Annotated in this window: 23 protein-coding genes and 1 tRNA gene; 6 read left to right on the plus strand and 18 right to left on the minus strand. The window is 66.6% G+C overall.

Features of this window, described 5'->3' with window-relative positions:
* Positions 1–3: 3 nt before the first annotated feature.
* The 3 genes from ASF41_RS22005 to ASF41_RS22015 form a co-directional block, all read right to left on the minus strand.
* Complete coding sequence (locus ASF41_RS22005) at positions 4–477, minus strand: hypothetical protein (protein WP_056497083.1); 474 nt, start codon at positions 475–477, stop codon at positions 4–6.
* Between the two features lie 94 nt (positions 478–571).
* The gene (locus tag ASF41_RS22010; protein WP_056497087.1) at positions 572–787 is read right to left on the minus strand and encodes a heavy-metal-associated domain-containing protein; all 216 of its coding nucleotides are present in this window, start codon (positions 785–787) and stop codon (positions 572–574) included.
* 75 nt (positions 788–862) lie between these two features.
* The gene (locus ASF41_RS22015) at positions 863–1,306 is read right to left on the minus strand and encodes a hypothetical protein (RefSeq protein ID WP_056497089.1); all 444 of its coding nucleotides are present in this window, start codon (positions 1,304–1,306) and stop codon (positions 863–865) included.
* A 208-nt stretch (positions 1,307–1,514) separates the two neighbouring features.
* Here ASF41_RS22015 and ASF41_RS22020 point away from each other — a divergent pair, with 208 nt between their 5' ends.
* Both ASF41_RS22020 and ASF41_RS22025 read left to right on the plus strand, forming a co-directional pair.
* Positions 1,515–2,348, plus strand: coding sequence for a hypothetical protein (locus ASF41_RS22020; RefSeq protein ID WP_156653439.1), 834 nt, complete (start codon positions 1,515–1,517; stop codon positions 2,346–2,348).
* Between the two features lie 98 nt (positions 2,349–2,446).
* Positions 2,447–2,776 carry a hypothetical protein gene (locus tag ASF41_RS22025; protein ID WP_156653440.1) on the plus strand — a complete coding sequence of 110 codons (330 nt, stop codon included), beginning with the start codon at positions 2,447–2,449 and terminating at the stop codon, positions 2,774–2,776.
* Positions 2,777–3,264: 488 nt separating this feature from the next.
* Here the strand turns inward: ASF41_RS22025 and ASF41_RS22030 are convergent, their stop codons facing one another.
* The 13 genes from ASF41_RS22030 to ASF41_RS22085 form a co-directional block, all read right to left on the minus strand.
* Positions 3,265–3,741, minus strand: a complete 477-nt coding sequence (locus ASF41_RS22030) for a DUF411 domain-containing protein (protein ID WP_056497099.1) — start codon at positions 3,739–3,741, stop codon at positions 3,265–3,267.
* Positions 3,742–3,757: 16 nt separating this feature from the next.
* On the minus strand, positions 3,758–3,892 hold the full coding sequence (locus ASF41_RS26505; protein ID WP_280138168.1) for a hypothetical protein: 135 nt from the start codon (positions 3,890–3,892) through the stop codon (positions 3,758–3,760).
* A 17-nt stretch (positions 3,893–3,909) separates the two neighbouring features.
* A complete protein-coding gene (locus tag ASF41_RS22035) occupies positions 3,910–4,746 on the minus strand; it encodes a Uma2 family endonuclease (protein ID WP_056497103.1) in 837 nt (278 codons plus the stop codon).
* A 187-nt stretch (positions 4,747–4,933) separates the two neighbouring features.
* Positions 4,934–8,101 carry an efflux RND transporter permease subunit gene (locus tag ASF41_RS22040; RefSeq protein ID WP_056497106.1) on the minus strand — a complete coding sequence of 1,056 codons (3,168 nt, stop codon included), beginning with the start codon at positions 8,099–8,101 and terminating at the stop codon, positions 4,934–4,936.
* Positions 8,098–9,600 carry an efflux RND transporter periplasmic adaptor subunit gene (locus ASF41_RS22045; RefSeq protein WP_056497109.1) on the minus strand — a complete coding sequence of 501 codons (1,503 nt, stop codon included), beginning with the start codon at positions 9,598–9,600 and terminating at the stop codon, positions 8,098–8,100. Before ASF41_RS22045 ends, ASF41_RS22040 begins: the two co-directional genes overlap by 4 nt.
* Positions 9,597–9,992, minus strand: a complete 396-nt coding sequence (locus ASF41_RS22050; protein ID WP_056497112.1) for a FixH family protein — start codon at positions 9,990–9,992, stop codon at positions 9,597–9,599. The genes ASF41_RS22045 and ASF41_RS22050 overlap by 4 nt, the downstream gene beginning before the upstream one ends.
* 81 nt (positions 9,993–10,073) lie before the next feature.
* Positions 10,074–10,469 carry a hypothetical protein gene (locus ASF41_RS22055; protein ID WP_056497115.1) on the minus strand — a complete coding sequence of 132 codons (396 nt, stop codon included), beginning with the start codon at positions 10,467–10,469 and terminating at the stop codon, positions 10,074–10,076.
* 176 nt (positions 10,470–10,645) lie between these two features.
* Entirely contained in the window at positions 10,646–11,359 is a 714-nt protein-coding gene (locus tag ASF41_RS22060) for a phosphoribosyltransferase (protein WP_056497117.1), read from the minus strand.
* Between the two features lie 250 nt (positions 11,360–11,609).
* Positions 11,610–12,590: an arsenic resistance protein gene (locus ASF41_RS22065; RefSeq protein ID WP_056497120.1), complete on the minus strand. Its 981-nt coding sequence runs from the start codon at positions 12,588–12,590 to the stop codon at positions 11,610–11,612.
* Positions 12,587–12,973, minus strand: coding sequence for a helix-turn-helix transcriptional regulator (locus tag ASF41_RS22070; protein ID WP_056497123.1), 387 nt, complete (start codon positions 12,971–12,973; stop codon positions 12,587–12,589). Before ASF41_RS22070 ends, ASF41_RS22065 begins: the two co-directional genes overlap by 4 nt.
* A gap of 108 nt (positions 12,974–13,081) precedes the next feature.
* Entirely contained in the window at positions 13,082–14,377 is a 1,296-nt protein-coding gene (locus tag ASF41_RS22075) for an arsenic transporter (RefSeq protein ID WP_056497126.1), read from the minus strand.
* A 31-nt stretch (positions 14,378–14,408) separates the two neighbouring features.
* Positions 14,409–14,834, minus strand: coding sequence for an arsenate reductase (glutaredoxin) (gene arsC, locus ASF41_RS22080; RefSeq protein ID WP_056497129.1), 426 nt, complete (start codon positions 14,832–14,834; stop codon positions 14,409–14,411).
* A complete protein-coding gene (locus ASF41_RS22085) occupies positions 14,834–15,181 on the minus strand; it encodes a helix-turn-helix transcriptional regulator (RefSeq protein ID WP_056497132.1) in 348 nt (115 codons plus the stop codon). Before ASF41_RS22085 ends, arsC begins: the two co-directional genes overlap by 1 nt.
* Before the next feature lie 47 nt (positions 15,182–15,228).
* Here ASF41_RS22085 and arsH point away from each other — a divergent pair, with 47 nt between their 5' ends.
* The gene (gene arsH, locus ASF41_RS22090) at positions 15,229–15,978 is read left to right on the plus strand and encodes an arsenical resistance protein ArsH (RefSeq protein ID WP_056497135.1); all 750 of its coding nucleotides are present in this window, start codon (positions 15,229–15,231) and stop codon (positions 15,976–15,978) included.
* 179 nt (positions 15,979–16,157) lie between these two features.
* On the opposite strand, the gene ASF41_RS22095 is transcribed toward arsH, so the two are convergent.
* Positions 16,158–16,712 carry a metallophosphoesterase gene (locus tag ASF41_RS22095; protein WP_056497138.1) on the minus strand — a complete coding sequence of 185 codons (555 nt, stop codon included), beginning with the start codon at positions 16,710–16,712 and terminating at the stop codon, positions 16,158–16,160.
* 235 nt (positions 16,713–16,947) lie between these two features.
* On the opposite strand from ASF41_RS22095, the gene ASF41_RS22100 reads away from it, so the two are divergent.
* From ASF41_RS22100 to ASF41_RS22110, 3 genes are all read left to right on the plus strand, one after another.
* Positions 16,948–17,637 carry a DNA-binding protein gene (locus ASF41_RS22100; protein WP_056497141.1) on the plus strand — a complete coding sequence of 230 codons (690 nt, stop codon included), beginning with the start codon at positions 16,948–16,950 and terminating at the stop codon, positions 17,635–17,637.
* Positions 17,638–17,847: 210 nt separating this feature from the next.
* Positions 17,848–18,543: a hypothetical protein gene (locus tag ASF41_RS22105; protein WP_056497145.1), complete on the plus strand. Its 696-nt coding sequence runs from the start codon at positions 17,848–17,850 to the stop codon at positions 18,541–18,543.
* A gap of 461 nt (positions 18,544–19,004) precedes the next feature.
* Positions 19,005–20,303, plus strand: a complete 1,299-nt coding sequence (locus tag ASF41_RS22110) for a hypothetical protein (protein ID WP_056497148.1) — start codon at positions 19,005–19,007, stop codon at positions 20,301–20,303.
* 580 nt (positions 20,304–20,883) lie between these two features.
* Here the strand turns inward: ASF41_RS22110 and ASF41_RS22115 are convergent.
* Positions 20,884–20,957, minus strand: a tRNA-Gly gene (locus tag ASF41_RS22115).
* Between the last annotated feature and the right edge of the window lie 211 nt (positions 20,958–21,168).

Genomic DNA, 21,168 nt, shown 5'->3' on the forward strand with positions numbered 1-21,168 from the left:
TCGTTACGCGAGGGTTCGTGGGGGCCTGGGCAGGGCCTCGGGGCCGACGCCGGTACGGCCGTCGACGTCATGCGCGCCAAGGACGACATGCCCGAAGGCGAGCGTCGGCAGGGACACGGTACCACCCAGGATGCCGGGCACGCAGCAGGACATCGTCCCGCAGCACTTGCCCTTGCACGGCCCGGGGCAGCATCCCCCGTCCGCTTCATCCGAGCGGATCGAACCGACCGCGGCAGATCCCGCGACGGTCTCGCGGCTGGCGGCCGGCACAATGGCCGAAGCGACCTCCGTCACCACCACCGTCACCGTCGTGGTCCCGGCGACCGGCGCCGCAGGCGCGACCTCGACCATGGCGGCCTGGTGGTGACCATGGTGGGCATGGCCCTCGTGAGCCTGGACGGCCGACGGCGAGACGTAGGCGATGATCATCACGATCATCGCCGCCATCAAGCGCGCTAGTTGCCGGTCGAGGTTCATGAGACTCGGGTACACCAAATCAAGGACACGTGGAATGGCCGGTTCGACGAATGCAATCCCCGAACCGGACCTTCGGTTGCAGTCCGTTCGCGGTTCAGGCCGCGAGGGGCAGGGTATCCGCGCCGTAGCCGGCGGCCCGGACCGCATCGACGAAGCGTCCGACCGGGGTCTCGGCGGGGCTCGTGATGGCGACCGTGCCGGTGGGGAGATCGACCGAGACCGTGGCGCCGGCATCCACGCCGTGGATCGCGCGGGTGACGGACTTGGCGCAGCCGCCGCAATTCATCCTGGTGACCTTGATCTCGAACATGACGGCTCTCCAATCGGTGACGCCACACCGAGATGGTGCTTCCCATGGTGGGAAGGTCAAGGGACCCTTGGCCGATTACGGATGCACCTCGTCCCGGACCTCGGCCGTCAGGGGCGAGAGGGTGCCGACACCGTCCAACAGGCGTCGGTAGTGGTCCGGCCCCCGGCCTTGCGCCGTCACGACGGAGACGATGGCGCCGAGGTGACCGGGGCCGAGGCGCCGGAGATGCAGGTCGGCGATCCGGTCGCCCCGTGCCTGGATGATGTCCCTGACCCTGCCCGCGAGGCTCGGATCGGGCTGCACGTCGAGGAGCACCCAACCGGTGTCCCGCACCAGGGTGTAGGTCCAGCTCGCGATCACGATTGAACCGACGATGGCGGCCAAGGGGTCCATCCAGGTCCACCCCAGGAAGCGGGCCGGCAGGAGTCCGCCGATCACCGGCACCGAGACCGCGGCGGCGGCAACCACGTGCACCACTGCCGCCCGCATGTCGTTGGCCTGGCCCGTCGAGGAAGCCACCGATTTTCCCGACCTTCGTGACAGGTCGGCGATCCTCCTCACCCGGACCTGCCCGTACCCCGTTACGCGCATCGGAACCTTGGAACCGGCGAACGCCTCGGCCTACCGAAGACCTCTCCGCAAACATCGATCGCAGGCCGTCCGCGATCCTGCTAGCAGGATCGCGGCATCGACGGGGTCGCGCCGAAACGAGGGCGAAAGTAGCAGGATGTCCCGATGGCCGACCCTAGTCCCCGGGTTCCCGGACGAATTCCGTTCCGATGAAACCACGAGATTCACGCGGTACGATGGAACGAAGTGGGTCGTCGACGAGGAGTTGGGCCTGGAACAAGCGACCTGGTGGGTCGACACGGTCCATGAGCGGACGAAGCTCTATCCTGCCGAACTCATCGACGTGCTGTCCGGCCGTCTGCCGCACTTTGCCCATGCGGAGATCTATGGTGTCGATCCGGTCGAGGGATCCTTCCGCGTCGGCCTGATCGGCATGGACGGGCTGACGTTCGCCTCGATGTCCGGGCACACCCTTTTCCTGGACGAAAGGCCGGCGCGCCTCAACATCGACTTGGCGGGCACGGAGAAGGATTACCGGCGCCAGGGCTACGCGGCCCAACTGCTGTCGAACACCTTCGACCTGGCCATGAGGTTCGAGATCCGCCTGATCTCGCTGAAAGCGCAGCTTGAGGACGGCCCCTTCGTCTGGCCGCTCTTCGGTTTCGTACCCACGCCCGAGGAATGGGAAACCCTCAAGCCTCATATCAAGGCCATGCTGCGACTGATCGAGGACAGGCTCCCGCCCGACGATGTCCGATACGCGGAGGAAGCCCTCGACAGTCGGAACCCGGAGCGCATTCGCGACATCGTTCGGATGGGGACCCCCGTCGTCAGCACCAGGATCGCGCAACCCGGCGAACCCGAGGCGGTGGTCAGTGCGGGCTACGTCCTTCTGGCTGAAAGCGGCGTCGAGTGGTATGGTGTGCTCGACCTCGACGACGATCCCAGCTGGGCACTCTTCGAGGACCGTATCCGAAAGGCGATGCGATGAGAGGGCGAGCGACGATAGATATCTCGGCCGACCTTCACGAGAGCCTCGGCATGCTTGAGGCGGACCGCCGCGTCCCGGATAACGTCGAGGATCGCGTCTTGGCCGAGACCCTCCGCAAGGACGGTTACGACGATGCCCGCCTGAAAGTCCGGTTCGGCTACGTGCCTTCCCGTATCGGCAGGGGATCGCGTCCGCGGACGTTGGACGGCCCCGGGATCCCGGTGGATCACGCTCGTCCGCCGACCGTCGATCCCGGGATGCGTGCGGAAGGAATGGGGCGCCGGATCTACGCAGGAAGCCTCATCCCGTCCCTCAAGGGTACCGTGAAGCAGCGCGAGATCCGGCATAGGACCCCCGATGGGGCGGATGAATCGAAGGTCGGCGACACCCCGCGACCCGTGGTGGGCAGGAAGCCGGCCATCGGCTAGGTCAACGATAGCGGACCCCGATGGGATGCATCGTGGCCGGACCGGCCGCATCGGCTTCGCGCCTTGCCGACGTGTGATCCGGGCTCCTGCCATCGCCGATGGGGCTTGCGCCGTCAGCGGTGTCGCGGATAGGCGGATCGTGCGCGCCGCCGCACTCTTGAAAGGCCAAGACGAGCAGGATGCTGGCCAGCGCCGGGCGCGGGACGCGGTTCCGACACCACGCAGAGCGGAAGGCCACCTACGAAGGTCCCGGTCACCGACCCGGCTGCCATGAGCACGGGGGTCTGCCGCTTCGACAGCAGGTCCATGTGATGCTTTGGATGCGGCCACACCATCCCCGAGATCCGCGTGTGGCGGAAGCTGACCGCTTTCAGACGGACGGCGCTCGCCGGCGATCTACCCCGCCGCGTTTCGCTGCCGGGGAAGCCACGCCCGTGGATCGGAAAACTGAACCCGGTGGCTATCGCGGCCCCTAGGCGTCTTGGATTTCAGGTCGCTGCGCCTCCTCGGTAGCGCGCGAAGACGCTTCGTCCGGACGGCCCGAAAAGGACGATGTGGTAGGTGTCGGGCTCCATGCCCTCGACCTCCATGCCTGGGGAGCCGACGGGCATGCCGGGGACGGCCAGTCCCGTGCCCTCGGGCCTCTCCGCCAGGAGGCGCTTGATCGCTCCGGCCGGGACGTGCCCCTCCACGACGTAGCCGCCGACCTGGGCGGTGTGGCAGGAGGCGAGGTCCCGCGGCACGCCAAGGCGGACCTTGAGCGGGTTCACGGGCCCCTCGGTCACCGTCACCGTGAACCCGCTTTCGCGGAGGTGGGCGACCCACTTCTCGCAGCAGCCGCAGGTCGGGTCCTTGGTCACCGCTACCGTCGGCAGACCGTGCGCTAATGCGTGGCGCCCGAAGGCGGCCGTTCCTGCCAGACCCAGGACCAAGGCGCGGCGCGTCGGCTTCATCGTCTGGTTCATGGTCGGTCTCCGGGTCTCACTCTGCCGCCAGGGGCGATTTGGCATGTTCGACGGATTCGGTCGGCATCTCGGCTCCGGGCAAGCCCCATCCCTTCACGAGCCGGTAGACCGCCGCGATCACGACCAGGGTCAGGATGGTGGACGAGACCATGCCGCAGATCAAACGGGTCAATCGTAGCCGTCGACGCTCAAGACCGCATCAAGCCGGTCCTGCAGACGCTCCGGCAGTACGGACTTCCATTCCTCCATCGACGGTGTGCCCACCAAGCCGACGATGGCGGCTATGGCCGTCTCGCACTCGTCGGCGTCCAGCTCCGCAATCACGGCGTCGATGTCGGGCGAGCTTGGAAGACCCTTCATCTCGGCTATGCCCGACACCTGCGCAGGGGCGAACGTGGCTTGGGCCGCCAGGTTGCCATCCTCCGTGGTGAGCATCGGGATGGCCGAGTAGAACTCGTCGAGCCTCAACGCGACCCCGATGGCGTCAAGCCGGAGGACGGCGTCCGGTCCTTTGAGAAGCTCGTAGTGCCATCCGGATCCCTGCCGGTGGAAGGCCTCGACCCGGCGCTGGTCCTGCGCGACGAGCACGAAGTGCCTAAGGTCGGGCAGGGCCTGGTACTTGAGCCATTTCCTGCCGCGGTCGTACCGCTCGGTCGAAGGGGATAGCACCTCCAGGATGACGGTCCCCGAATGGACGCTCTTGGTCTCCGGGTCCGGTTCGACGGTGTCCCCGCAGGCGACGAAGACATCCGGGTAGAAACGCGCCGTTCCAGCCTGGAGACGCATGGTTTCCCGGAACGATGCGCGCGGGCCGCCGGGAGCGAGGCGGTCGGCGATGAGGTTGTCGAGGCGCCGGGTCAGGGCATGGTGGGCGGTGGAGCCCCCGACCATCATCCGGATGACCTGTCCGTCGATGTCCTCCAGCCGCTCGCCTTCCTCCGCCGCCTCGCAGAGGCGCGCGTACTCATCCGATCCGATGAAATCGTCTCGCGGCGCAACGGGCATGATCAGGCCCCGAGAAGTCACTCCCTCACCATACCTCCGAGGGTGGCAATCCGAAAGCGGACGGAGGGTTCGATGGAGGCGTTCGGCCTTGCGGCGGACGCGTCTTCGGAGGCCACTCGCCGCGACCGTCCCGCACCCGACCATGTGGTTCCCGACATGGATGCGTCGATGTCACAATCCCTCGGTCTCACTCCGCCGCCAGGGGCGTTTTGGCACGTTCAACGGATTCACTCGACGTCCTGGCTCCGGGCAGGCCCCATCCCTTCACCAGCCCGTAGACCGCCGGGATGACGACCAGGGTCAGGATGGTCGACGAGACCATGCCCCCGATCATGGGAACCGCGATCCGCTGCATGACCTCGGAGCCCGAGCCGGTGCTCCACAGGATGGGCAGCAGCCCGGCCATGATGGCGACCACCGTCATCATCTTGGGCCGCACCCGCTCGACCGCCCCGACCATGATCGCCCGCCGCAGGTCGGCCCTGGTCAGGGCCATCCCGGCCCTCTCGCGCTCGGCCCGGATCTCGGCCAGCGCATGGTCGAGGTAGACCAGCATGATCACCCCGGTCTCGGCCGCGACGCCGGCCAGCGCGATGAAGCCGACGGCGACCGCCACCGACAGGTTGAAGCCCATCCACCACATCAGCCAGACGCCCCCGACGAGGGCGAAGGGCAGCGACAGCATGACGATGAGCGTCTCGGTGAGCCGCCGGAAGTTGAGGTAGAGCAGCAGGAACACGATCAGCAGCGTCAGGGGCACCACGACCTTGAGCCGGGCCGTCGCGCGGTCGAGGTACTCGACCTGCCCGCTCCACTGCACGAGGGTACCCTGGGGAAGCCTCACCTCGTTGGCCACCGCCGCCCTTGCCTCGGCGACGTAGCCCCCGAGGTCGCGACCGACGACGTCGACGTAGATGAAGACCGCGAGCTGACCGTTCTCCGTCCGGATCTGGGTGGGACCGCGCGCGAGGGCGACCTTGGCGACCTCCCCAAGCGGGACGGTGCCCCCGCCCTGTATCGGGACCTGCACCTCGGAGGCGATGGATCGTGGGTCGGAGCGGAAGGCGCGCGGGTAGCGCACGTTGACGGTGTAGCGCTCGCGGCCCTCGACGGTGTTGGTGACGCTCTCGCCGCCGAGCGCCATCCCGATCACGTCCTGCACGTCGCCGACGGTCAGCCCGTACCGTCCCAGCGCCTCGCGGTCGGGCGTGATGTCGAGGAAGTAGCCGCCCTGGACGCGCTCGGCGTAGGCGCTCGACGTGCCCGGCACCGCCTTCACCACCGCCTCGACCTGGCGGGCGACCTTTTCCATCTCGGTGAGGTCCGTCCCCAGCACCTTGATCCCGACCGGCGTGCGGATGCCGGTCGAGAGCATGTCGATGCGGGCGCGGATGGGCTGGGTCCAGGCGTTCGAGACCCCGGGGAACTGGAGCGCGGCGTCCATCTCGGCCTTCAGGCTCGCCGTCGTGACCCCGGGGCGCCACTCGGCCTTCGGCTTCAGGTTGACGATGGTCTCGAACATCTCGGACGGCGCCGGGTCGGTCGCGGTGTTGGCCCGTCCGGCCTTGCCGTAGACCGAGGCCACCTCGGGGAAGGATTTTATGATCCTGTCCTGGGTGGCGAGCAGGTCGCCGGCCTTGGTCACGGAGATGCCTGGCAAGGTGGTCGGCATGTACATCAGGGTGCCCTCGTCGAGGTCGGGCATGAACTCCGACCCGAGCCTGCTCGCCGGCCACGCCGTCGCCGCGAGGACGACGAGGGCCAATAGGATGGTGAGCACCCGTGCCCGCAGGACGCCCGCGATAAGGGGGCGGTAGACCCAGATCAGGAGTCTGTTCACCGGGTTGCGGTGCTCGGGGATGATCCGGCCGCGGACGAACAGCACCATCAGCGCCGGGACGAGGGTCAGGGACAGCACCGCCGCCGCCGCCATCGCGAACGTCTTGGTGAAGGCTAGCGGTCCGAACAGGCGCCCTTCCTGGCTTTCCAGGGTGAAGATCGGCAGGAAGCTCACGGTGATGATGAGGAGCGAGAAGAAGAGCGACGGCCCGACCTCGCCCGCGGCCTCGATCAGGATCTCGACGCGAGGCTTGCCGGGGTCGGCCCGCTCCAGGTGCTTGTGGGCGTTCTCGATCATCACGATGGCGGCGTCGATCATGGCGCCCACCGCGATGGCGATGCCGCCCAGGCTCATGATGTTGGCCCCGAGCCCCAAGGCCTTCATGCCTGCGAACGCCATCAGGATGCCGACCGGCAGCATCAGGATCGCGACCAGCGCGCTGCGGACGTGGAGCAGGAATACGACGCAAACGAGGGCGACGATGACGCTTTCCTCGATCAGCGTGCCCTTGAGGGTCTCGATGGCCGCCTCAATGAGGTGCGAGCGGTCGTAGACAGGTATGATCTCCGTGCCCTTGGGCAGGCTGGCGGCGACCTCGGAAAGCCGGGCCTTCACGTTCTCGATGACGTTCAGGGCGTTCGCCCCGAACCGCTGCAGGACGATCCCGCCGGCGACCTCGCCGTCGCCGTTCATCTCGGTGATGCCGCGGCGCTCGTCCGGGCCGAGCTCGACCTTGGCGACGTCCTTCACCCGCAGCGGCGTGCCCGCCTCGGTTTTCAGGACGATGCTCTCGATGTCGGCGACGCTCTTGAGGTACCCGCGGCCACGGACGACGAACTCGAACTCGGAGAGCTCGACGGTGCGCCCGCCGACGTCGGCGTTGCTCGACCGGATCGCGTCCCGGAGCTTGGAAAGGGTGATGCCCTGCGCCCGCAGCCGGTTCGGATCGACGACCACGTTGTACTGCTTCACGAAGCCGCCGACGCCCGCGACCTCCGCCACGCCCTCGGCCCGGGACGCAACGAAGCGGACGACCCAGTCCTGGAGCGAGCGGAGTTCGGCCAGCGACCGCTCCTTGGCGACCACGACGTACTGATAGACCCAGCCCACCCCGGTCGCGTCCGGTCCCAGCGTCGGGGTCACCCCTGCCGGTAGGCGCTTGGCCACCGTGTTGAGGTATTCGAGCACCCGGCTGCGGGCCCAGTACGGGTCGGTGCCGTCCTCGAAGATGACGTAGACGAACGAGACCCCGAAGAACGAGAACCCCCTCACCACCTTCGACCGCGGCACCGTCAGCATGGCCGTGGTCAGGGGGTATGTGACCTGATCCTCGATGACCTGGGGCGCCTGCCCGGGGTACTCGGTGTAGACGATGGTCTGGACGTCCGAGAGGTCCGGGATCGCGTCGAGCGGCAGGGTTTTGAGGGCGTAGAGCCCGGCTCCGACCCCGAACACCGTCCCTATCAGGACCAGCACCAGATTCCGCGCCGACCAGGCGATGAGGCGGGCGATCATGGCGCCTTCCCCTCGGCCGCGGCCTGCGGGCGCGGCTCGGGCTTAGGCTCTGAGAGCCCCTGCAGCGCCGCCTTCAGGTTGCTCTCGGCGTCGATGAGGAAGTTCGCCGAGGTCACCACCCGGTCGCCCGCGGCGATGCCGTCGCGGATCTCGACGTAGCCGTCGCCGCGGACGCCGAGGCGGACCGGCCGCGGTTCGAAGCGACCCTCGCCCCTGTCCAGCAGGACGACCTGTCTCGTGCCGGTGTCGATGACCGCGTCATCGGGCACCGCGACCACCGGCTTGTCGCTGCCCGTGGCGATCGTCACCTCGGCGAACATCCCCGGGCGTAGGTCCCCGTTCGAGTTCGGCAGCTCGATGCGCAGGCGGGCGGTCCGGGTCCCCATGGCGAGGTGCGGGTAGATCCGGGTCACCGCGCCGGTGAAGACGCGATCCGGAAACGTCCGGGCGCGCACGGTCGCCGTCTGGCCCTCCGCCACGGCCGCCAGGTCGCGTTCGGTCACGTCGGCGAGGACCCAGACCCGGGAATGGTCGACGAGCTTGAACAGGGTGTCGCCGGACTTGGCGCGCATCCCGTCCGAGACGTTGCGCTCGACCACGACGCCGTCGCGGGGCGCCGACCACGTGATGGTCGAGGGCACTTTTCGGGATCGCTCGATCTCGTCGATGACCTCGGACGGGATGCCGAGGTTCTCCAGGCGCCGGCGGGCGCCCTCGTAGCCGATGCCGGTGAGGTACTGCGCGGCGGCCGCGTTCATCTCCGGCGAGAACAGGCGCAGGAGCGGCTGGCCCTTGTGCACGTGGTCGCCGGTGGTGACGGCCTCGACTTTCTCGATGAAGGCGTCGGTGCGCATCGCGATGACCGAGATCCGGCGCTCGTCCTCCTCGATGGCGCCCGGTGCCCTCACCGGCATCGACAGGACGCGACGCTCGACCACCGCCGTCCTGACCCCGGTGCGCTGGAGCTTGCCGGGCGAGATCTTTACGGTGCCGTCGTCGGTGTCCTCGCCCTCGTAGACGGGGAGGTAGTCCATCCCCATCGAGTCCTTTTTCGGAATCGGCGAGGTGTCCGGAAGCCCCATCGGGTTGCGGTAGAACCGCACCTTGCGGGCGCTCGCGGGCATCGTGGCCTGACCCATGGCCATGTCGCCGTGCCCAGCGTCGGGCATTGCCTCCGCTTCCTCCGGCTCGTCGAAGCGCACGTCCTCGCTGGCGTGAACGGCGCGATAGTCTCGACCGTCCGCCGTGCGCTTGGGCTCCGCGGCATAGTCCGGCTTCCCGTCCGGGTCCCGGTAGTAGACCACGGGACCCGAAGCCTTGCTCCGGGACGGAGCGGACACCGGGGAAGCCTGTCGGGCGCCCGGCAGCCAATGGGCGAACCCGGCCCGCGCCTGTTGGACGAGCGCCGGCACGGGGCTGCGTTCATGCCCTGCGCCATACCCAAAAACCCCCGCCGCAAGCGCGGCGAGGGTCCCGGCTGCCCAAGCCGACCGGCTCACTTGGTGGCCTTGAACACCAGCTTGTTCTCGACGGTACCGGTCTCGCCCTGCACCTTGGCCCCGAGCGAAAGACGCCAGCCGCCGGCCATCGTCAGCTTCGCCTTGAACCGGTAGAGGCCCGGCTCCGGCGACGGCAGCTGCTCGATCTTCGAGGTCATCTCCTCCATGCTGTCGGGTGCCATGTCGATGCGCTTGGCGAAGATGACGGCATTCGGCACGGGCCTGGACGTGCGCTTGTCGACGAGGCGGACGTCGAGGATGGCATCGCCCATCCGGGCCTCGTCCCTCACGAGCTCGAACGCGTAGTCCTTGGTGTCGGCCCGGGCCGCGTTGGTGAGGGCGAGGCCGAGCAGCGCAGCCGTCATGGCGCGCGAAATCGATGTCTTGGTCACGATGGGGGGCTCCTGAACGCAATGAATGGCCACGCGCTGACGCGCGTCACCGTGCCGGCGCAGGCGCCGGCGGCATCGGGTTCAGGCTCGGGGAGGCTCGGAGGGTGGCCGCTGCGAAAGGCTGTCGAAGGCGGCGGTAACGGACCAGGCCTTTCCTTCGAGGACGGCGAGGCGGGCGGGCATCCGGAGACCGCCGGGGAAGCCGGTCGCCACCTTCGCCAGGCACAGCGCCATGAGTGGGCAGGCCTTGGAGCAGTCAGGAAGATCCGGCAGGTCCTTGGGACAGCACGGCATGTCGTCCATGGCCATCCCGGCCATGTCGCCCATGGCATCGTCGAGCATCGCCATGGGGTGCCCCTCGACGGACGTCGACGCGCGCATGCCCGCGGTGGCCGCGGACGCGGTCACCGGTGCGAGGGCGATGCCGAGGATCGCGAGGAGCGGAAGCAGCCGCCGGATAGCAAGCCAGAAGGTCACGGGACGACGATGCCACATCCCGGGGCGGTAAGGAAGGCGAGGACCGAATGCGCCCTCGGATCCTGGCTGCACGTGCATCCGGTCAAAAAAAAGCCCCGCCGTGGCGGGGCCCGTCTCGCAAGGCGGTATCTCAGGCGACTTCGAGCATACGCCCGGATTGGGCGCGCACACGCGGCTTACGGTCCCGCAACGCCGCTTCCAGACGGTTGTCCAGATCCTGGGTGGCGCGCTCCATGGATACGAGCTCTGAAGGCGTCAACCGACGCGCACCGGAGGAGGAAACGTCCTTCCTGCTCTGTGACACATTCGATTCCATGACCGACCTCCGCGAGAAACACGTTCGCGAGCGCTCCAGCGCACGCCTCATTAAGCCCGGAGAGGGTCTCGGGGGCAAGGGAAATCAAAGGATGTCCCCCGTCGCCTGCCGCCAGCGCCGTGATGCAGCACACCTCGGCACCCTGACCCTCGATGAACCCCCGCAGGGCTGCGACGGTTCCGCCCCCGGTACAGACGTCGTCTGCGATCACGTAGCGACGTCCGGCCTGGACGATCCCGTCGAACTCGGGTTCGTGCCCGATCCTGTACCACATGTCCTTGTTGAAGTCGCGGCTCATGGTCCGGCGCTGGTGGATGCTACGGTCGAAGGGCCATCCCATTTCCTCGGCAAGCCATCGACCGTAACCGCGGGACAGTGCGTTCGAGGACTCGTCCGGCGTCAGCGAAGGAGCGACGACGATGGGCTTCTCACGGTCCGCGGCGTCATGCGCGGCGTCCTGGATTTCGTCGAGTACCGGGTCCCTGAACATGTCTTCGCAGATCCGAATGGCCGCCTGCGCGTCCCCACGCTTCTTTGCCGCCCAGTACCCGGGATGAGAGGCCAGTTCCGGCATCTGGCCGGCGGGATCCTTCCAGGCGCAGTGCACGAGGACGTACGGGTGCACGGTGGTCCACGGTACTCTCACGACGCCCTCATGACGCTCGGTCAGGCATCGCTACCCCCGAGGCTTCCTGGGCGTGTCCTTAGCGCGTCGCGCCCCCCGGAGCCAAGCACGTGACGCGGTCCTTCGAGGGCGCGGGCGCACGACGGCGAGGTCAGGCAGGCCTGAGGGCGATCCGCGGCCGACGACCTCGGGAGCGGACCTAGGCTGCCGGGACCGTGGAGGCAGACGGGGCGCCGAGCCTGGGCATCAGGCGCACGTAGACGAGTTCGCCAAGGAGCTCGACCAGCGTCTGGGTGACGATGACGGCGGGAAGCAGGGGGACCGCACCCGGGACGGCAAACGCGAGCGGCAGCACAACGAGTGAGTTGCGTGTGCCGGCGCTGAACGCCAGCGTCCGGCCGGTGGGTGCATTGAGGCGGAACGCACGACCGACCGCCCAGCCCAGCAGCGGGGCCGCCACGGCGAAGGCGACGTAGACCGGGACCACCCGCAGGGCATCGTCGAGGGCGGGTCCGAGCTGGGGCAGGACGGACGCGATCACCACGAACAGGACCAGCGCCGTCGCCGGCACCGGCAGGAGCCCGAGACCCGTGGTCACCCGTCGCCCGGCACGGCTGCGTCCGCCCCAGAGCTGCACCGCCGCGGCGAGCCCGAGAGGGACGGCGATGAGCCAGACGAAGGCGTGCACGAACGGACCGACCTGGACGAACCTTGCGGCATCCTCGCCGAGGAAGACGTTGAGGTAGGCCGGCAGCAGCAGCATCTGCGCGATCAGCAGCGCCGGGGTGGAGGCCAGCAGCACCCTGGCGTCCGCGCGGCCGAGGTGGGCGAACGTGACGACGTAGTCGATGCAGGGCGTGAGCAGCACCATCAGCACGCCCAGGCGCAGCATCGGGTTGGGAGGCAGAAATTGGATCAGGCCCGCGACCAGTACCGGCAGGACGACGAAGTTCGTGACGAGCAGGGCCAACAGGAACCGCACGCGTGCGAAGGCTCGGCCGAGTTCGGCCAACGGCACTTGGAGGAAGGTGACGAACAGCATGAGGGCAAGCGCCGGGTTGATCCCGGCTTCGAGCGCCGTGGTGCGTGGAACCGTCAGCGCCACGATGACCGCCAGGCCGATGGCGGCGAAGTAGATCGGGATCTGCCGGCCTTCGAGGGTGTCGCGAAGGGTGGTCATGCTTCCTCGCAGGCGATCTTGGGGGCTTTCTCGACTCGCTGGGGCCTCCCGGTGCATTTGGCGAACAGGTCGATGGCGCGGTCGCAGACCTCGCAGTGGCCCTCGCAGCAATCGCGCATCAGGAAGGCGACGAGGTCGGACAGGGCCGTGAACACCGCGCTGTAGATGATCGACCGCCCCTCCCGGCGGCCGACCACGAGGCCGGCGTTCTCAAGGTGGCTGAGATGGAACGAGATGCGCGGCGCCGAGGCGCCCGCGATGGCCTCGGTGATGGCACCGGCCGCCATGCCGTCCGCGCCCGCCGTCACGAGCAGGCGGACGATGCGGAGGCGGGTTTCCTGGGCGATTGCACCGAAACCGTCGAGGGCCTGTTTCTCGTCCACGTCACTTAAACCGTTATGGAAACGTTTAAGCGTCAGTAGGCGGACTTAGTATCGGCCGCAAGCCTGGTCGGGCCTACGCGTCGGAAATTTTCCGGGGTTCTCCCACCCTCATTGCGGGCCGAGGATCGGAAGCCAAACGGCGAGCGCGAGGAGCGTCACCAGTAGCACCGGCGGGGTGATGACGACCCCGACCCGCATGTACTGGCCCCAGGTGATGCGCTGGCCCTTGGTGTCGAGGACGTGGAGCCAGAGCAGGGTCGCCAGACTCCCGATGGGCGTGAACTTCGGGCCGAGGTCGCAGCCGATGACGTTGGCGTAGACCATCAGCTCCCGCATCAGCGGCGAGAGGTCCGGCGCCTGCTGGATGGAGAGCGCCCCCACCAGCACGCTTGGCATGTTGTTCATGACCGAGGACAGCATGGCGGCGGCGAACCCCGTGCCGATGGTGGCGACGAACGGCCCGTGGCCGGAGAGCCAGACCAACCCCTGCGCCAGGTAGTCGGTCAGGCCGGCATTCTTCAGGCCGTAGACGACGAGGTACATGCCAAGGCTGAACAGTACGATCTGCCAGGGCGCCCCAGCCAGAACTTTTCGCAATGGGATCACCCGGCTCCGATTGGCGAGACCGAGCAGGATCAGCGCCCCGGCGCAGGTGACCACCGAGACCGGCACGCCGAACGGAGCCGTTACGAAGTAGGCGATCAGCAGCAACCCGAGGAGCGGGAAGGCCGCCCGGAAGACGAGGGGGTCGCGAATGGCGTTCGGGGGCGCCTCCAACTCAGCGACCGGGTACGTGGCCGGCAGGTCGCGTCGATAGAAGAGCCACAGCACCACCAGTGTCGCCGCCAGCGAGACCAGGTTCACCGACACCATCACGGCGGCGTAACGGCTGAAGGAGATGTCGAAGAAATTGGCCGAGACGATGTTGACGAGGTTGGAGATCACCAGTGGCAGAGAAGTGCTATCCGCCACGAACCCGCAGGCGACGATGAAGGCTAGGGCGGGCGCCGGCTTGAAGTCCAGCCGCAGCAGGATCGCGAGGACGATGGGGGTGAGCAGCAGGGCCGCGCCGTCGTTGGCGAACACCGCCGCGATGGCCGCCCCCAGCAGGATCACCAGCGGGAACAGCAGCCGTCCCCGACCCCCACCCCAGCGGGCGATGTGCAGCGCCGCCCAGTGGAAGAAGCCGGCCTCGTCGAGCAGCAGCGAGATGATGATCAGCGCCACGAAGGTGAAGGTGGCGTCCCAGACGATGTGCCAGACCACGGGGATGTCGCCGGGGTGGATCACCCCGGTGGCCAGCGCGACGGCGGCTCCGATGAGCGCGCTCCATCCGATCCCGAGGCCCTTCGGCTGCCAGATGACGAAGACGAGGGTGACGACGAAGATGGCGAGTGCGAGCATCGGGGCCGTTTCTTGTTCTTATGGGATGGCGTCAGGCAGTGGCGACGCGGCGCCCGTGCTCGTCGACGACCCGTTCGCCGTCCTCCTTGACGAACTCGCCCTGCTGGGCCGGCAGGAGGTCGAGGACCTTTTCCGAAGGCCGGCACAGGGCGACGCCCTTCGGGCTCACCACCAGGGGGCGGTTCAGCAGGATCGGGTGCTCGGCGATGGCATCGAGAATCCGGTCGTCCGTCAGGCTCTCGTCGGCGAGGCCGAGCTCGGCGTAGGGCGTGCCCTTCTCGCGCAGGAGGTCACGGACCGTGACGCCGGCCCGGTCGGCGAGTTGGCGCAGCAGGATCCGGTTCGGCGGGGTCTTGAGGTACTCGACCACGTGCGGTTCGAGGCCGGCGTTGCGGATGAGGGCCAGGGTGTTGCGGGACGTGCCGCAATCCGGGTTGTGGTAGATGACGACATCCATCAGGCGATCTCCGTGCAGCAGGTGGACAGAGCGGCAACGGCCGGGGCGCAGACCTCGGGACGCCCCTGGCAGCAATCGCGCATCAGGAATTGGATGAGCTCGGACAGGTCCGGGTAGGCGGCGCTGTAGATGATCGAGCGTCCCTCGCGCCGCGAGGTGACCAGCCCGGCATGGCTGAGCTCCTTCAGGTGGAATGACAGGTTGGTGCCCGAGACGCCGACCGCCTCGGCCAGCATGCCGGCCGCCATGCCGTCGGGACCGGCGGTTACGAGCTGTCGCACGATGCGTAGGCGGTGTTCCTGCCCGAGGGCCGCGAAGGCGGCGACGGCTTGCCGTTCGTCCATCATGATGTCAATATCTCAACCATCGTTGAAACGTAGAGGAACGAAGCGTCTTGGACAAGCCCCGACAGCCTTTCGCCGATGGATTGCCCAACCTCAGCGAGGGGCACTTCGCGGTCCCGGCGGCGACCGACCTTCAGGTGCAGGCACCGTTCACCCACGCCCCACGCTTCCTGATTTTGTACGGCTCGCTCAGGGAGCGTTCCTTCAGCCGCTTCCTGGCCTACGAGGCCGCGCGCCTGCTGGAGGCGATGGGCGGCGAGGTGCGGATCTACGACGCGCACGGCCTGCCGCTGCCCGACGACGCCACGGCCGATCACCCGAAGGTCCAGGAACTTCGAACCCTCTCGATCTGGTCGGAGGGGCACGTCTGGGTCAGCCCGGAACGCCACGGCGCCATGACCGGGGTGATCAAGAGCCAGATCGATTGGCTGCCACTGTCGGAAGGGTCGGTGCGCCCGACGCAAGGACGGACCCTGGCGGTGATGCAGGTCTCGGGCGGCTCGCAATCGTTCAACGCCGTGAACGGCTTGCGTGTGCTCGGGCGCTGGATGCGGATGATCACCATCCCGAACCAGTCCTCGGTGCCGATGGCCTACAAGGAGTTCGACGAGGCCGGCCGGATGAGGCCCGGGCCGCTTTACGACCGTGTCGTGGACGTCTGCGAGGAATTGGTGAGGTTCACGCTGCTGACCCGGGAACGGGCCGGCTATCTCGTCGACCGATACTCGGAGCGCAAGGAGCGGGAGCCCGAGCGGTTGAAGGAGGTCGCCGCCGACATCGGGTTCGCGAAGCGGTCGTGACGCATTCCTGCCGCCGGTGTACGACGCCCCTCGGCCCGATTACCCTCGAATGCTCTTGGCGGCCTGCGGAATGCCCGGTCAGCGCTTCGTATCGATAGTGGGGCGACATCCTGTAGCCGTCGGTTTTGTCGCCGTGCGTGTTGCCGATGATCCGGGTCGGAGGCTTCTGAGCTTGAAGCTCATGGCGCAATGTCGGTCCCGTCGGCGTTCTCGACGAGTCGTTCCCGGATCTCGGCGAGGGTGACCGGGCGGAAATCGAAGCAGTCGACGCCGACGTCGGTGCTGGCCGCTGTGCCCGGCAGCCGGCCGTGCGAGTGTCCGAAAAGGTGGATGTCGCCGCGGTGCATGCGGGGCCATACGCGGTGCGCGTAATGACTCAGGAAAATTCCCCTGGGCGCACCATCCGTTTCGCGGTCGACGACATGGGCGACGTCGACGACGGGCCCGTCCCATGGCAGCCGCACCGCGACCTTGTCGTGGTTGCCGCGGACCAGGAAGCGCCTTCCGTTCAGCCTCGAAAATATCTGGCGGGCGCGGGCTTCCGGGCAGCGGTAGCAGAAGTCGCCGAGGTGCCAGACCGTGTCCTCCGGGCGGACGGCTGTGTTCCAGTTCGCGATGAGGGTTTCGTCATGTTCCTCGATGGTCGCGAACGGGCGACTGAGCCCCAACCGGGGGTGAAGGATCGTCCGGTGCCCGAAATGGGCGTCGGCTGAGTACAGGATTCTCGGGGGCATTGTGGGCCTCTCGCGGGTGCGGAGGCTCGACGCAGGGGTCGCTCGCGCTCCGGGTTTCAGGGGGGCGTGGGAGGGCCGTTGCGTTTCATGGAATGCTCCTTGGGCGGGCCCGGATGGCGAGAAAACGCGACTCTGCTTGGTCGCGGTAGCGGTAGCGCGACTGGTTATCGCTACCACGGAATCCACGCTTTTTTAACCATGATGGCGCAACTGTCCGTCGTTTTTGGAGTGATCGATGGACGACGCCCGGTCGAAGGAATTCTTCGTGGTTGCCGACCGTCTCCACGCACAGGGGACCAGGGTCTCGCTGCGGAACGTGATCCCGCATTTGCGGAAGGGCGGCTCGAACCGCGAGATCGGTCCGATCCTGCGGGATTGGAAGGTGAAGCGAGACTATCAGCCGAAGCTAAGGGCGAAGCCGTTGCCCGTCCCGCTCCAGGACGAGCTTGGAAAGGCCGCCGTCAGGTTCTGGGAGGCGGCGCAGGTCGAGGCGGCGCGGATCCTTGATCGGGATCGCGCGAACATGGCCGCCGAGTTGCGTGCCGGCGAGGAGGTCCTCGTCGAGGCGCTAGACCGGCTGGACGCGGCCGAGGCGGAGAAGGAGGCTTTGCGCGCGCGGCTGGCCAAGGTGGAGAAACGGCTGGAGCGGGTGCGGGCGGAGGAATTCTGGGACGCGGTGATGCGGGAGGTTTTCGAGCTCCTCCCGCCCGAGGGCGCGATGACGGCCGAGGCGATCCTGCCAGGCCTGAGGCCGTGGACAGTCCGCGCGGCGGCCCTGCAGCACGACGCCCTTACGGTGGCGAAACTTCGCGAGAAAATGAAGGTGCGGGTCGGTCACGGGTGGTATTTCACCGTGGCCGCGGGCGGCGCGTTCCAGCGCGGCAAGCATCCCGGGACCATGCGGAGACACGCAGGATCATCTTGAGCTGACGTTACTGCCTGTGATGCCGGTGCGGGGAGCCGCGAGCTTCTCCTTGCGCCGCGACCGGGGCAGTCGCGCATCTGTGCGGGGGGCTGCAGCGCGTTACGGCGCCCCTGAATTGGTCCTGCCCTTACACGAGGGACGCCCTCGCTGGTCGTTTGCTTGGTCGAATGGGAGCCTCGGACGATCGATCCAGGACCGAGGATTCGTCCCATGAGCGAGATGACCGATAATGACGAACCGAACGGGGAGGCGACCGATACGCGATACACGCCGTTCGCTCCCCGTCAGCGTGGCCCGATGCGACCGGCGCTGGGCCCCGTAACGGATGCATCCGTGCTGGCCGCACTTGCGGCGAGCGGCAGCGGATGGCTTCACAGGGATGGTCGCGTCTTGGCGGATGGAGGCTGCACCGGGTTCAGCGCCCATGTGATGGTCCCCGACACGAACCACATCCTGGTTGCGCACCTCAAGGCCATCGCGGACCTCATCAAGGCAGCCGAGGAGGGACGAACGGCAGCTCCGGGCGAGCCGGTGATCGAGGTCGGCGAGGGTTACGAGCGACGTTCGATCCGGGATGGGTACGGCTGGGTCGGGCCGGATAGGGCCGCGCAAAAGGCCATTCGGGAGGCCGGCTGGGCCAAGCTGACGCTGAGGAGGGACCGAGGCGTGAAGGAGATCCTCATCGGCCCTCGGGATAAGGAGGCCAGGTTCGAAAAGCATCTCGCGAAGATCGCGACCCATCTGGGATGCAGGGTGGGGGCGGCGTCCCCGGAAGCGAAAACAGCGACGATCTTCGATTCGGCTGGCGAAGAGGGCTCGGTTGCTCTCGCCGAGGGTGAAATTGCCCCGCACATGGAGGACGTACCGATGACGTACGCCGAAAATCCATGGATCTTCCGGCGCTAGGCCAAGCCCCCTGCCGGGGCCTCGTTCCATGAAGGTAGGCGAAGGTGCGTGCCAACGTGTCGGCTGGTCGATGCGGCAACCTTGCTGCCGCATCGAGGGGAAATGGCGAAGCGTCGGGCGCCCCGGCAGCCGTGCCCGAAAAGTGTGGGGTCGCTTAACCCTCATGCTTGGGAGTCGCCGCCTTAGGAGCCTTCGATCGGGCGACGTCAAGCTTTCGTAACCGGACGCCTCCGTATCGTGTCACCTGCTTTCGACATGGCGGGCGCTGCGTAATGGTTGGTACGAGAACGGACGTGAGGGCGTCCCCGAAGCCCCGCGTGTCGCTAAAGCCCGGGGACATTCCGTGGCATGCCGATCCTCGGGGCACGGAAACCGATCGTTGGCTCGCCGCCTTCCATCTCATGCCTATCACCCCTCCACCCACCGGGGAGCCTTCAAGTCCGGATCACGAGGAAAGCCTCGTGCGCGCGTGCGTTATCAGCGAGCGGGCGAAGCGACTTGCCGACAACGAGGTTGAGGCTGATGCGCGGATGGCGGCGACCCTGCATTTGCTCGCTGCCGACATGCGCCGTGAGGCGGGTGCCTGGTCGCTGTGCATCGAAAACTACCATGCGCTGACGAAATACTATCTGGCGCAGGGCGAGGCGAAGCTCGTCGTCGCCTACATACGCAAGCTGATGTTCGTCTCGAAGCATTGGGCGACCCCGCAGGAGCGGATGGAAGCGTGCCTGCTGGCGGCGTCGGTCTACGTCACGACCCATCAGGTTGTCCCGGCAACCGATGCGGTTACGGAGGCCGCCGCCATCGCGGCCCAGTCGAACGACCGGAACGCGTTCGAGGAAGTCGCGAGCCTGTTCGAGAAAATCGGTCGGATCTGCCCCGCCCGCCCGCGAAAGGGCAAGGCGAGGTGCGAATGCCGCGACGCCGATGCCTGCATTGAATGCCGGGTAGCCGAAGACGGGGTTCCAGCCGAGTTCCAGGTGCGCATCGCGACCGGAGACGGCTCGCCGACACGGCATAGCCCTTGGTGGCCCCAGGCCAGCTCGGGCTTGGACCTCGTCATGAAGCCGCCCGGGCCGGCTGGGGAATGCTCGGACTGGGTTGCCATCCGCGTCAAGGATGGGCGCTACACCGTAACCACGTTCCCCAATTGGCACGGCAGGGCGATGCGGGCGGCAAGAACCATGCTTGCCGTATCCGAAAAGGATCGCGCCGGCACGGAAGGGCCTTCCTCGACGGTACTACAAGTCGAATGCGCACTTGAGGCATTCATGAATTCCGTTACATATTTTATCAGAAATTCGAGGAACAAAGATAAGATTGCACACCTAAATGAACTATTTCTCGCCAAGTCACGGAATGAAAGTAAAAAGGATCGGTCTCCAATTGTAAAGTGGAATATTTTATGCAAGGTCATGCTTGGAGCAAACTGCATTACAGACGCTCGTATGAAAGATTTTCGCAATTTTGTAGAACTTCGCAATGCCATTGTGCACTTCGATGAAAGGAATAAAGAGCAGATTGTCCCAGCGGTGAATTCTGATCACAAAATACTTGGACTGTTCAAGAACAAGGTATTCCAGCGCGAGCCGCCGCGCCCCTGGGTCGATCGGCTTCTAACCTACGAATTTGCCGTATGGTCAGTTGAGCTCGGTGAGGAGCTGATCGCCTCGTTCCGTCGTGCGTGGCATGACCAAGAGAAGAAACGGTATGATAGAGAAAATCATAGCGCCTTTATTTCGGATGGGGAGGAGTCTTAGATAACGTATCTATATTCAGATATGTGACTTTGGCCGAGCATTATAAATCTATATTACTTTAATAAACTCGTGCCCGCTGCACCGAGCAAGGCCGATAAGCCGGATGGAGGCACTGGCAGTAGAAAACCCGAGGTGCGCCGCCCTGTCCGCACAACCCTCCTTGTTGGCCATCATGCCGCATTGGTGCTTCCGGTGGCCAAGCTGCTGCGGAACAGTGATTGTGGCGACATGCCCAAGGACGTCTCCTTGCCGGTAGGGGAACGACCCGATGGCATCGTTAGGAGTGGCCCAGACGTGGACAGGGCTTGGCGTACAAAGGCAACGGCGTAACCGAGTACGTAAGCCCGGCGGAACGCGACACCGTCGTGCAGCTGGACCCGGCGATCATTTGCGCTCGCAAAATGCCTGGACCCGGGAATCGGGATCCCGAAGCGGCAGCGAAATGACGACCGGAGGCTTCCTCGAAAAAATCCGAACGTTGTATCCCCGTTGTATCCCAATATTTTGCACAGCCAATTTTTGAGGCGAAGGAACCCGCCTAACTAGCTGATAAAACTCGGGAAAAAGGGATCAAAGATAGTGGAGCGGGCGGCGGGAATCGAACCCGCATATTCAGCTTGGGAAGCTGACGTTCTACCACTGAACTACGCCCGCACGACGCGGAGGGGAGGCCGCGACGGTAGCCGCCAGGGCCACGAGCGAGACCATATCAGACCTACATCCGTTGTCCACGGGTCGGCGGCGCCAGGGACACCCAGGCGTACGTTCACAAGGCTAGGGGTTTCCGCTAGGTTCCGACTACCTTCCCGGCTTGGCCGCCCGCGCGCCCGTCGCGGCGTAGCATCGGCCGAACGTTCTCCATACG

Source organism: Methylobacterium sp. Leaf111, assembly GCF_001423285.1.
Lineage (GTDB): Bacteria > Pseudomonadota > Alphaproteobacteria > Rhizobiales > Beijerinckiaceae > Methylobacterium.